Source organism: Castellaniella sp. (assembly GCF_049651205.1).
In the GTDB taxonomy this organism is placed as follows: domain Bacteria; phylum Pseudomonadota; class Gammaproteobacteria; order Burkholderiales; family Burkholderiaceae_B; genus Castellaniella.
Genome location: NZ_JBASBR010000015.1, coordinates 44331 through 56754 on the forward strand (window position 1 = coordinate 44331; position 12424 = coordinate 56754).

11 protein-coding genes are annotated in these 12424 nt (G+C 57.3%); 10 read left to right on the forward strand and 1 reads right to left on the reverse strand.

From position 1 onward, the window contains the following. The first annotated feature begins 6 nt into the window (after positions 1–6). From WA928_RS10640 to WA928_RS10655, 4 genes are all read left to right on the forward strand, one after another. On the forward strand, positions 7–639 hold the full coding sequence (locus tag WA928_RS10640; RefSeq protein WP_350381222.1) for a TRAP transporter small permease subunit: 633 nt from the start codon (positions 7–9) through the stop codon (positions 637–639). After that, the gene (locus tag WA928_RS10645; RefSeq protein WP_350381220.1) at positions 632–1930 is read left to right on the forward strand and encodes a TRAP transporter large permease; all 1299 of its coding nucleotides are present in this window, start codon (positions 632–634) and stop codon (positions 1928–1930) included. The genes WA928_RS10640 and WA928_RS10645 overlap by 8 nt, the downstream gene beginning before the upstream one ends. Positions 1931–1974: 44 nt before the next feature. Then, complete coding sequence (locus tag WA928_RS10650; protein ID WP_350381219.1) at positions 1975–2703, forward strand: maleate cis-trans isomerase family protein; 729 nt, start codon at positions 1975–1977, stop codon at positions 2701–2703. 172 nt (positions 2704–2875) lie between these two features. Further along, the gene (locus tag WA928_RS10655) at positions 2876–3592 is read left to right on the forward strand and encodes a GntR family transcriptional regulator (RefSeq protein WP_350381218.1); all 717 of its coding nucleotides are present in this window, start codon (positions 2876–2878) and stop codon (positions 3590–3592) included. Positions 3593–3619: 27 nt separating this feature from the next. Here the strand turns inward: WA928_RS10655 and WA928_RS10660 are convergent, their stop codons facing one another. Further along, entirely contained in the window at positions 3620–4339 is a 720-nt protein-coding gene (locus WA928_RS10660; RefSeq protein ID WP_424303196.1) for a GntR family transcriptional regulator, read from the reverse strand. Between the two features lie 178 nt (positions 4340–4517). Here WA928_RS10660 and WA928_RS10665 point away from each other — a divergent pair, with 178 nt between their 5' ends. The 6 genes from WA928_RS10665 to WA928_RS10690 all read left to right on the forward strand — a co-directional run bounded on the left by WA928_RS10665 (position 4518) and on the right by WA928_RS10690 (position 12422). Continuing rightward, entirely contained in the window at positions 4518–7526 is a 3009-nt protein-coding gene (locus tag WA928_RS10665; protein WP_424303199.1) for an FAD-binding and (Fe-S)-binding domain-containing protein, read from the forward strand. 23 nt (positions 7527–7549) lie between these two features. Next, on the forward strand, positions 7550–7957 hold the full coding sequence (locus WA928_RS10670) for a heme-binding protein (protein WP_424303202.1): 408 nt from the start codon (positions 7550–7552) through the stop codon (positions 7955–7957). 142 nt (positions 7958–8099) lie between these two features. Further along, positions 8100–9296: a pyridoxal-phosphate-dependent aminotransferase family protein gene (locus WA928_RS10675; RefSeq protein WP_424303205.1), complete on the forward strand. Its 1197-nt coding sequence runs from the start codon at positions 8100–8102 to the stop codon at positions 9294–9296. 200 nt (positions 9297–9496) lie between these two features. Beyond that, entirely contained in the window at positions 9497–10492 is a 996-nt protein-coding gene (locus WA928_RS10680; RefSeq protein ID WP_424303208.1) for a TRAP transporter substrate-binding protein, read from the forward strand. Positions 10493–10558: 66 nt separating this feature from the next. Continuing rightward, positions 10559–11080: a TRAP transporter small permease gene (locus tag WA928_RS10685; RefSeq protein WP_424303211.1), complete on the forward strand. Its 522-nt coding sequence runs from the start codon at positions 10559–10561 to the stop codon at positions 11078–11080. Between the two features lie 55 nt (positions 11081–11135). After that, complete coding sequence (locus WA928_RS10690) at positions 11136–12422, forward strand: TRAP transporter large permease (protein ID WP_424303214.1); 1287 nt, start codon at positions 11136–11138, stop codon at positions 12420–12422. Positions 12423–12424: the final 2 nt, after the last annotated feature.

Sequence of the window (12424 nt, forward strand, 5' to 3'; positions counted from 1 at the left end):
TCTCTCATGGCCAGACCAAATTTGATCGCCAATGCGTGCTTGCCGGTTGCAAAAGCCGCGGCGTATGTGGCTGGGTATGCGTTGATCGTGTTGTCGCTGTTGATTACCTATGACGTCATTGTTCGCAAGGTGTTCAATGCATCCTCTCTGGGAACAGACGAAATCGGTGGTTATATCGTGGCAATCATGGCGGCTTTCGGCTTTACCTATGCCTTGTTGAAAGACGCCCATACGCGCATAGACATCTTCTACCAGTGGCTGCCCAGGCGTTTGCGGCTGCTGGCAAATTTTCTGGCCATGGCAGGCATGGCGGCATACGCCTGCTTCATGGCGTGGCGGGCGTGGGGCACCCTGGCCGAAAGCATCGAATACGGCAGTACGGCCAATACGCCCCTGCACACCCCGCAGTGGATTCCGCAATCTATCTGGTTATTGGGCCTGATTCTGTTTGCCGTGGTTGCGGTACTGCTCTTGTTGCATGCCGTGTGGTTGATGGTGCGGGGGCATTCGCACCAGGCATTACAGTTTTATGGGCCCAAAACCCTCGAAGAAGAAATCCAGGAAGAGCGCCTGAGCGTGGACGATCTGGATGGTCGGCCATCCAGCACCGCCGTCGCCAAAGGAGCTTCTCATGATTGATTTTGGCACGGCGTTTATCGGTTTCCTCATCATGCTGTCACTGATGCTGGTGGGCATCAGCATCGCGGCATCCCTTTTTCTCACGGCCGCGCTGGGGGCCCTGGTTTATCTGGGGCTGCCCACCCTCATGTCTTTTGGCAACACCATGTGGGGGGCGCTCAACGACTTCATCCTCACGTGTATTCCCCTGTTCATTCTCCTCGGAGAAATCCTGGTGCGTGCAGGCGTGACAGACCGCATGTATCGCTCTTTGGCGGGATGGTTGTCGCGCCTGCCCGGGGGCCTGCTGCACACCAATATCGTGTCGTGCTCCATTTTTGCGGCAATTTCCGGTTCTTCGGTGGCAACCGCCGCCACAATTGGTACGGTGGCCTTGCCGGCACTCGAAGAACGCAAGTACGACGAGAAACTGGTGCTGGGAACGATTGCTGCAGGGGGCACCCTGGGGATCTTGATTCCACCCAGCATCAATATGATCGTCTATGGCGCCATCACCAATACGTCCATTGGCAAGCTTTTCATTGCCGGTATTGTGCCCGGCTTGCTGCTGGCCGCCATGTTCATGCTGGCTATTGTCTTGCTCTGCGTCATGCGCCCTTCTTTGGCTGGGGTCAAAGAAGCGGTTCCGCCTTTGTCGCAACGCCTTAGGGCCCTGTGTGATCTGATTCCGCCCGGCCTGGTTTTCTTTGTTGTGATGGGTGGCATCTACATGGGCTGGGCGACACCCACCGAGGCCGCGGCCATCGGTGTGGTGATGTCGTTGCTGGTGGCGGCGTGGTATCGCAAGCTTAGCTTTGCCATGCTGCACGAGTCGTTTCTCGCGGCGACACGCACCACCGCCATGGTGCTGCTGATCATCCTTGGAGCGTTCTTTCTAAATTACGTCGTCGGTATCCTGGGGGTGCCGCAGGCCGTCTCCAGCTACGTGGCTGCGCTGGGTACGACGCCCATCGAAACCATGTGGATTCTGGTCATCCTCTACATCATTCTGGGATGTTTCCTCGAGACCCTGTCAATGATGATCGCCACAGTACCCGTCATCGTGCCGCTGGTGGTGTCGCTGGGTTTTGACCCCGTCTGGTTCGGGATTTTCCTGGTACTGATGATGGAGCTGTCGCTGATCACTCCTCCGGTGGGCATGAACCTCTATGTGGTGCAGGGGATTCGCGGCAAGGGTTCCATCATGGATGTCATCCGCGGCTCACTGCCCTTCGTGGTGATCATGCTGATATTGGTGGCATTGATCATTTATTTTCCCGGTATTGCGCTTTGGCTGCCTTCGCATCTGTAGCGCCGGGGCCGTCCACTTTGTTTATTCAGATCAAGAGGTAAAAAATGGCCAAACGTGTGTTGCTCGGAATCCTGACGCCCTCCTCAAATACGGCGCTGGAGCCACTGACCAGCGCCATTGTCAGCGAGGTGCCGGGGGTCTCGGCACACTTCGCGCGGTTTACCGTCACCGACATTTCGCTGGATAAGAACTCCTTGCGGCAGTTTGATACCCAAAAGATTCTGGATGCGGCCAGGCAACTGGCGGATGCGCGTGTGGATGTCATCGGCTGGAGCGGCACAGCCGCCAGCTGGATGGGTTTTGATTCGGATGAGGCCTTGTGCCGCGAAATCACCGGGGCCACAGGCATACCAACCACAACCTCTGTGCTTGCGCTTAACGAAATCCTGGCGCTTACCGGGGTCAGGAAATTGGGCCTGATTTCGCCCTACATCGAGTCTGTGCAGCAAAAGATCATCGCCAACTATCACTCGGCTGGTATCGAGATCCCTGCCGAGCGGCACGCCGATTTGCACGTCAACTTCGAGTTCTCCGAAGTATCCGAGGCCCAGATCATGCAGATGGCCCGAGAAGTGACCACTGCCGGGGTGGATGCGCTGACCGTGATGTGCACCAACGTCAAGGCGGCACAGCTGGCTGGTCGAATCGAAACCGAGTTGGGCGTGCCTTTGTACGACTCCGTCTCTACGGTAGTCTGGAAAGCACTGAAGCTGGCTGGGACAGACCCGAAACAGATCAAAAACTGGGGGCGCCTGTTTCGGGAAGTGGGCTGAGCCAGGCTGTCCGATATCTTGTGGCAGTTTAAACGCGACAATATCGACAAAAAATTGTTACTGTGTTGTGTACAATAAACTGCAACAAAACGAATTTCTGATGTTGGCCGGCCTTCCATTTGCTCCAGCCCTCGGGCCGTGCAGTGGGCAACTACTCTGAAGCCTCAATACTATGCTCACCCCAGTCAAGAAAACCGCCCCCCGCCGCAAGCAGACGCGAGCCGTCATGAGTGTCGAGGACATCTACCAGCGTATCCAGCTGGGTATCCTCGAGCGCCGCTTGCTGCCGGGAGCCAAATTGGCTGAAGAGCGCCTGGCCGAAGTGACCGGCGTCAGCCGCACCAAGATCCGCCAGGTGTTGGCGCGTCTTGCGCACGAGCAGATCATTACCCTGATCCCAAACCGTGGTGCCTACGTGGCGCAGCCCACTGTAGAAGAAGCCTGCGAGATGTTCGAAGCCCGGCGCCTGCTCGAGCCCCCCCTGGTGGCCAAGCTGTGCAGCCAGGCCACACCAGAAGACGTGGCGGTGCTGCGTCAACACCTGACCGAAGAAAAAGAGGCCCGCGATCAGGATGACCTGCGCAGGATCATCCGCCTGTCGGGCGTCTTTCACATCCATTTGGTGGATATGGTGGCCGGTGGCTTTCTGGCCCGCGCGATTCGCGAGCTGACGTCCCTGACGTGCCTCATCATCACCTTGTATGACAGCCCCACGGCCGCTGCATGTCCGCAAAACGAACACGCCGACCTCGTTGATCTGATCGAGGCGGGCGATGCGGCAGGCGCCGAGCGCCTGATGCGCGAGCACCTGATCCACATCGAGCGCAGCCTCAATCTGAACGGCGGCCAGGCACTTGAGCCGGATTTCGAGGAAATCTTTAAGGTTTAAGGATTTGGGCTTGGCTGCTGTGGCGGTTTAGCTGACTGCTGCACTACTGTTTTCTGCAGCCAGCATACGCAGCACGGTTTCGCGCTTGGTTAGCAGGTGCTGGCGCAGCAATGCCGCTAGCCGCGGGCCATCTCGAGCCTCAAGAATCTGGATCATCTCGGCGTGCTCTTGCACGGCTTTGTCCCATTTGGCGTGTTCCAGGTTCGAGCGAAAGCGCAGCGCCTGCAGCCTTTGGTTGGTGGTGAGATAAATATGGCGTAGTGACGCATTGCGGGCTACTTGATTGATCTTGTCGTGAATCTCGTGGTTTTTTGCATAGTAGCCAGGAAGGTCTCCCTGGGCGTGGCACGCCAGCATCGTGTAGTGCAGTGCCTTGATCTCGGCCAGCTCGGCCGGGGTGATGCGCTCGCAGGCCAATAAACCGGAAAACGCTTCCAGCCCGCTCATGAGCTCAAAGAGCTCGCAGACCTCGTCTTCGGAAATCTGGAAAACAGAGGCACCCCGATTGGGGGTAATAACAACCAGACCCTCGGCTGCCAGCACTTTCAGGGCTTCTCGTAATGGCGTGCGAGAGATACCCAGGCGCTCGCAGAGCTCGCGCTCGTTGAGTTTGCTGCCGGGCGGCAAAACGCCTTCGACAATAAAATTGCGCAGATGCCCCACCACGGTATCGTGCAACTGCGTGCGTGTCAGGCGGGAGATTTGTGCCGGCGGGTACTCTTGGTGAGTATTTTTAGCGTTTTGCATGCAAAAGACAAATATATTCAAACGACGTCATGTTACTCGATTGTATGTTTTCCGGGAAGAACTAGGGAAAATACCCATACAAAACAGGGAGTTTATGCACCTTTGATACTTTCTTTTCGGAATAAGTGTTGTTAACCTAAATTGAATTCAAAATTCAATATTCACGGTACTGCACTCCATGGATACTCTGGCACCTCGCATAATTGTTCATGCCGGCCAACAGCGCAATGCGCTGTCGCAACGTCTGGCTCGCGAAGTCCAGGGTGAAATCCTGTTCAGCAGCGGTGATCGCGGACGTTATGCCACAGATGCCTCTATCTACCAGGTAGACCCCATCGGGGTCTTGGTGCCAAAAACCTTCGACGACATCCGTATTGCAGTAGATATCTGCCGCGAGCTCAAGGCGCCCATTATTGCTCGTGGGGCCGGTACCTCGCAGTGCGGGCAAACCGTGGGTCATGCCCTGATCCTCGACAACAGCAAATATCTTAACCAGATTGTTGATCTGAACCTCGATGCCATGACGGTCACTGTCGAGCCAGGCATCGTGCTGGATCAACTGAATGCCGCCTTGCGCCCACATGGCGTGTGGTTTCCGGTGGATGTCAGCACGGCAGCCCAATGCACGCTGGGGGGTATGGCGGGCAATAACTCCTGCGGCTCACGGTCAATCGCCTACGGCAATATGGTGCACAACGTGCAGGCTATCGATGCCTTGTTGTCGGATGGCACCGAAGGCTGTTTTCAAGCAATGGCCCAGATGCTGGATGACACGTCTCGCCTGGGTGCACTGGTGCAGTCGCTGCGCGATATCGCCACTCGCGAGCACGAAGAAATCGCGCGTCAGGTGCCCAATGTGCTGCGTCGGGTTGGGGGCTACAACCTGGATATATTTAATCCGCAGAGTGTTCGTCCGTATACGCCGGATAACAGTGTCAATCTGGCGCATTTGCTGGTGGGCAGCGAGGGCACGTTGGGGATCACCCGGCAAATCACCCTGAAACTCTCGCCGTTGCCGGCCAACAAGGTGCTGGGGGTGGTTAATTTTCCGTCGTTGCGTGCCGCGATGGAGTCTGCCAAACATATTGTCACCCTCGAGCCCACCGCCGTCGAGCTCGTCGACCACACGATGATCACGTTGGGTCTGGGCAATCCCGCCTTTGCGCCGGTTATCCGTCAGGCCCTGATTGGCGAGCCCAGTGCCCTGCTGCTGGTCGAGTTTGCTGGCCCGTCGCGTGATGCTCAGTTGCATAAACTTGATCAATTGGCGGATCTGATGGGCGATCTTGGTCATCCGGGCTGTGTGGTACGCCTGCCCGAGGCCCATCAGCAGCAGGCCTTGTGGGGTGTGCGCAAAGCGGGCCTGAACATCATGATGAGCATGCGGGGTGATGGCAAGCCGGTATCCTTCATCGAAGACTGCGCTGTACCACTAGAGCACCTGGCCGATTACACCAGTCGCCTCACCGAGATTTTTCACAAGCATGGCACCAGCGGTACTTGGTATGCCCATGCCTCAGTGGGTACGCTGCATGTACGGCCGATTCTCGATATGCGGGTGGATGGCGCCGAAAAAATGCGGGCTATTGCAGAAGAGGCCAGCGCCATCGTGCGCGAATACAAAGGGGCCTACTCCGGCGAGCACGGCGACGGTCTGGTTCGCAGCGAGTGGATCTCCTGGCAGTTTGGTCCGCGCCTTGCTCGTGCTTTCGAAGACATCAAGGCGCTGTTCGACCCTGCCGGCCTGATGAATCCGGGCAAGATCGTTCATCCACCCAAAATGGATGACGTCTCCCTGTTTCGCTTCAAGCCGTCATACCAGGTGCTGCCATTTCAGCCTGGTCTTGATTGGGGGGCCTGGAATGTCACTCAAAACCCCCGCGAGCAAACCTCTGGGCCCGCCGGCTCGGGCAACGATCCAGCCAAGGGTTTTGGCAAAGCCATCGAGATGTGCAACAACAATGGCCACTGCCGCAAGTTTGATGCGGGGGCCATGTGCCCCAGCTACCGTGTCACCCGCGACGAGCAGCACCTTACCCGTGGCCGTGCCAATACCTTGCGTCTGGCCTTATCGGGCCAAATGGGCCCCAATGCGTTTGTTTCCGAAGAGGTCCGTCGCAGTCTGGACCTTTGCGTTGGCTGCAAGGCTTGTAAACGTGAGTGCCCCACCGGCGTCGATATGGCGCGGATGAAAACAGAATTTCTCTATCAGTGGCAAAAGCAACACGGCACGACACTCAAAGATCGCCTGATCGCCACGATGCCCAAGTGGGCGGGCTGGGCTGCGCGCATGCCGTGGCTGTTTAATGCACGAGATACCGTGCCGGGTGCCGCGTGGCTGTCCGAAAAACTCCTTGGGTTTTCGGCGCGGCGCACACTGCCCAGGTGGCGGCGCGATACCTTTCTATCTTCAGCGCCTGCCGATCATCACGACGACGCAGATGTGGTGCTGTTTGCCGACACCTTTAACAACTACCTCGAATCCGAGAACGCACACGCAGCGCTGACGGTGCTGTCTGCAGCAGGCTACAAGGTGCATGTGGCACGACCGGCCAGCCATGACGCCGAGCGTAATCGGCCCTTGTGTTGCGGGCGCACCTACCTGTCGGCTGGCTTGCTCGACGAGGCCAAAAAAGAAGCCAGCCGTGTGGTGTCTGCCTTGCAGCCTTTTGTGGCGCGCGGTGTGCCGGTGGTGGGGCTCGAGCCCTCGTGTCTGCTGTCGCTGCGTGACGAATTTTTGGTGATGGGGCTCGGAGAAGACGCGCAGGCGCTGGCCAAACAATCGTTCCTTTTCGAAGAGTTTCTTGCCAAAGAGCACCAGGCTGGGCGCCTGAATCTGCCACTGAAGGCGCTGCCGCAAACGCGCGCATTGCTGCATGGACACTGTCATCAAAAGGCCTTTGACGCCGTCAGGCCAGTGCAGCAGGTGCTGGGCCTGGTGCCCGGGCTTCAGGTGCAGCTGATTGAATCCAGCTGTTGCGGGATGGCGGGCGCTTTTGGTTACGAAGCCAGCCACTTTGATATTTCCATGAAGATGGCCGAGCTTTCTTTGTTACCCGCTGTGCGCAGTGCCGGGCCCGACGATCTGATTGTTGCTGATGGCACTAGCTGCCGCCACCAGATTGTTGATGGTGCACAGCGCCAGGCAGAACACGTTGCCCGGGTGCTGGAACGCGCCCTGGCGTAAGCCTTGTTTTTTGGAGCCTCACCATGAACACCAAGCCTGTCCTCACGGACGTAGACGTCCAAACGATTTTGCAGGGTGCTGCCAGATACGCCCGCGAACACCAATGGGCGGTCACCATTTCGGTGGTGGACGACGGTGGCCATCTTCTGGGCTTGCTGCGCCTGGATGGTGCGGCCCCCATCACGGCCACCATTTCACCGGGCAAGGCCCGTGCATCGGCCATGGGGCGCCGCGAATCCTCTGCCTACGAAACGTCCATCAACGAAGGCCGAACCGCCTATCTGTCTGTCCCCATGGATGCCATGCTGGAGGGTGGGGTGCCTGTTCTTGTAGATGGGCAAGTCGTTGGTGCAGTGGGGGTCTCGGGCGTCAAGTCGGTGCAAGACGTTGAAATCGGCAAGGCGGGCATTGCCGCACTGTTGAGCCCATAAGCATTTGTATGGATCCCGCCTGGCGAGATCCGCAACCGTGGGGCACGGCATATCCTGCCAAGCCTGGTTTTAAGGCCGCCAAAGAGGTGCTTCATTTCTTCGGCATACGAAACGTTGATCTTACCTAGAGGGCAATCCCGATATGTTACGGCTCAGTGCACATCCTTCTGGTCGTCATTTTCTGCAGATTCCCGGGCCTACCAATGTGCCCGATCGGGTTCTGCGCGCCATCGACCATGGCACCATCGATCACCGGGGGCCCGAGTTCGGCGAACTCGGAAAATCTGTGCTGTCCGGCTTGAAAAAGCTCTTCAGGACAGAAAGCCCCGTCATCATTTATCCCGCTTCGGGCACTGGGGCTTGGGAGGCCGCACTGGTCAATGCCTTGTCGGCCAATAATTTAGTGTTGATGGCAGAAACCGGACACTTTGCCACGCTCTGGAAAAAAATGGCGGTCAGCCTGGGCTTGCGGGTTGAGTTTCTACCTGGAGACTGGCGGCGCGCGGCAGACCCAGATGTCATCGAAGCGCGCTTGCGCGCCGACACCGCCCACGAGATCAAGGCCGTGTGCATTGTGCACAATGAAACCGCTACGGGGGTTACCAGCGATATCCCCGCTGTTCGCGAGGCCATCAACCGCGCCAGTCATCCCGCCTTGCTGATGGTCGATACCATTTCGTCACTGGGCTCGATCGATTATCGGCATGATGAGTGGGGGGTGGATGTTACGGTCGCCGGTTCTCAAAAAGGCATGATGTTGCCTCCGGGGCTGTCATTCAATGCCGTCAGCGAAAAAGCACTGGCCGCCAGCCAAAAAAATGATCTGCGCCGCTCTTACTGGGATTGGCATGCCATGATCGCCATCAACCCCACCGGCTATTTTCCGTACACGCCGGCCACCAATTTGCTGTATGGCCTGCACGAGGCCCTGGAGATGCTCTTTGACGAAGGGCTCGATACCGTATTCCAGCGCCATAAGCGCCACGCCGAGGCTACGCGCCGTGCTGTTCGGGCCTGGGGCCTGGAAATCCTCTGTGCCGACCCCGATCGTTACAGCCCCTCGCTTACCGCCGTGATGATGCCCGAGGGGCACAGCGCCGATGCGTTTCGCAAGATTGTGCTTGATCACTTCAATATGTCACTTGGCCAGGGGCTTAGCAAAGTAAAAGACAAAGTATTCCGGATCGGTCATCTGGGCGATCTAAACGATCTCACGGTCTGCGGGACGCTCGCAGGCGTCGAGATGGGGCTGGCTTTGGCAGGGGTGCCGCATCAACCGGGTGGCACTCGGGCAGCCATGAGCTATCTCACCGAAAAGGCCGAGGTGCGGTCGCGCTAGCGCGCGACTGACCAAGGATATGAGCAAACAGTCGTCGCAGCCCTGTGATCGGGTTGCGGCTTGTCCTACAGGAGGAACCGTACACTCAATGAGCAGCACAGGAGGCTTTATGGAGACAACCCAACAGCCGATACGGTGGCCATTTACGGGTGCATTGCATGCCGGACACCGCCAGCGGCTTACAAATTCAGGGTGAAACAATGATTAGACAGACCAAAAAATTAGTTCGTTTGATGGCCGCTGCCGGCGTATTTGCGTTTGCTGCGATATCCACCGCACAGGCGGCCACCACCACTATCCGTCTGGGCCACGTAGGCGAGCCAGGCTCGTTGATGGAAGCCACTGCCAACGAGTTTGCCAAGCGGGTAAATGCCAAGTTGGGCGACAAGGCCAAGGTAGAAACCTATGGCTCTAGCCAGTTGGGCAACGACACCGAGATGTTGCGCAAATTGAAGCTGGGCACCATCGACATGGCGTTGCCGTCTACCGTCATGAGCTCCGTCGATCCCGTATTTGCCTTGTTCGAGATGCCATTTCTGATCAAGGATCATGCGCATATGGCCAAGGTGCAGCACAACGAATACATCGTGGGCAAGATGACCGAAGCCGCCAAGAAAAACGGCTATGTGTTGCTGGCCTTGTGGGAAAACGGCTTTCGCAACATCACCAACAACGTTCGTCCCATCCGCACCCCCGAAGACCTCAAGGGGATCAAGTTGCGTACCCCCAGCGGCGAGTGGCGCGTGAAGATGTTCAAGTCTTATGGTGCCAGCCCCACGCCGCTGCCGTATTCGGAAACCTTTGTGGCGTTGCAAACTGGTGCTGTAGACGGCCAGGAGAACCCCTTGGCACAAATCTATCCGGCGCACTTCTACGAGGTGCAAAAGTATCTTACCCTCTCGCACCACGTATACACCCCGGTGTCTTTGCTCTCGGGTGCCAGCTGGAAACGTCTGCCCGAAGATGTCCGCAAGACCATCCGGGAAGTCGGGCTTGAGATGCAGCCGGTGGCGCTTGAGTACGGTGCCAAGATGGATGAAGACTTGCTCGTCAAGCTCAAAGAGAAAGGCATGGAAGTCAACACCATCGACCAGGCCGCTTTCGAGAAGGCTTCCAAGCCCATCTACGACGAGTTTGAGAAAACAGTCCCTGATGGCAAGAAGATGATTGAAGTCATCGAGTCGCTGAAACAATAAACCGTGGCACGGGCCCAGCCGCCTGGTGGCCGGGCCCGCCAACTGCTGCTTCCAAATGAGACTCTTATGAATACAGTTGATTCTCTGCGGTATGCCCTGGATCGTATCCTGGCGGCGATCGTGATGATTCTGGTGCTGGCATTGTCGTTTATTGTCATTTTGGGGTTTACCACGCGTTTGATGGGTATGCCTTTGTCCTGGACGGACGAGCTTGCGGGTATTGGATTGGCCTGGCTGACGTTTTATGGCAGTGCATTGGCCGCCGGACGGGGTGCGCACATTGCCAGCCCCAGCGTCCTGGCAATTATCCCGCTTAAGTGGCGCCTGGTTGTCACCGTGCTCTCCGAAATCTGCACCATTGCGTTTTTTGTCTTGCTGGGTTGGATGGGTATGTATGTGGTCGAGATCCTGGCGGGCAGCAATCTGGTCAGCTTGCCGGCGATTTCTCAACAGCTCACGCAATCTGCGGTGCCGGTGGGTGCAGCCCTGTTTATTCTGGCCGAAATCCTGCGTTTGCCCGAGCTTCTGAAAACAACGGCTGCTGGTGATTCCTCGGCCGAAAGCGATGCCGAAGATGACATTTTCTGATCTTTCCCCGTACTGATCTCCAGCTACCCGTCTCTCCTATCCGCCGAGGTTATCCATGGCTATTACCCTCATGTTGTTGGGTCTGTTGGCCCTGATTGTCATCAATATCCCGATTGCAGTGGCACTGGCAATTGTGGGCGCCGCGGGCACGTATCTCAGTTACGGTGCCAATGCGCTGCCAGAGGTGCCGCTGGTGCTTTTTGATGGTTCCACCAATTTTTCGTTGCTGGCCATCCCGCTGTTTATCTTTGCCGGCGCCATCATGAACAGCTCCAGCCTGGCGCGTCGCCTGATCGACCTGACCACGGCATTGCTCGGTTTCATCCGCGGCGGTCTGGCGTTGGTCACTATTGGCGCTTCGGCATTTTTTGCCGAGATCTCGGGCTCAGCCGTGGCTGGTGTGGCGGCACTGGGCAGTGTCCTCATCCCGGCGATGGAAAAAAAAGGCTACTCCAAAGAATTCGCCGCAGCGATTTCGTCCTCTGCGGCCAGTCTGGCCATTATTTTGCCACCGTCGATTCCGATGATTTTGTATGCGGTGATGGCTCAAGAATCCATCGTCAAGATGTTCATTGCCGGGGTGTTGCCAGGTCTCCTGGGGGCATTGGGCCTGGCTGCTATGTCGTACTACCTGGCACGCAAAAACAATTTTCCTGTTGAGGCGCGATTCAAGGCGTCGGTGCTGCGCAAGGCTTTTAAAGAAGCCTTTTGGGCGCTTACCATCCCGGTGATTATCCTGGGAGGGATCTTTGGCGGGTTTGTGACGGCAACCGAGGGTGCCGGGTTGGCCGTGCTGGTGGCACTGATCATCGCCGGCATTATTTATCGCGAGCTTAGCTTTAAAAAGCTCTACGACGCCTGCGTGCAAAGCGGAATCCAGACTGCCGTTGTGATGTTGCTGGTGGCCGCCTCGGCACTGGTGGGCTCGTACCTTACCCAGGCGCGCCTGCCCCAGGAGCTTGCCGCCAGCATCGAAAGCTTCAGCTCCAACAAATACGTCATTTTGATGATCATGAACGTGTTCTTCCTGGTGCTGGGAATGTTCCTGCATTCGGCTGCAGCCATCATTCTGGTAATTCCAATCGTGATGCCGCTGGTGCACTCGGTGGGGATCGATCCGGTGCACTTTGGCCTGATCGTCACCATCAACCTGGCGATTGGTCAGCAAACCCCGCCGGTTGCCAGTGTGCTGATCACTGCGTGCTCAATTGCAAAATCCGATATCTGGCGCACCACCCGTGCCAATCTGGGCTTCATCGGTGTGCTGCTGGCCGTGTTGATGATCAACACCTATTTGCCGGATATTTCGCTGTCGCTGGTGCGGTTCGTGTATGGCGGCTAATG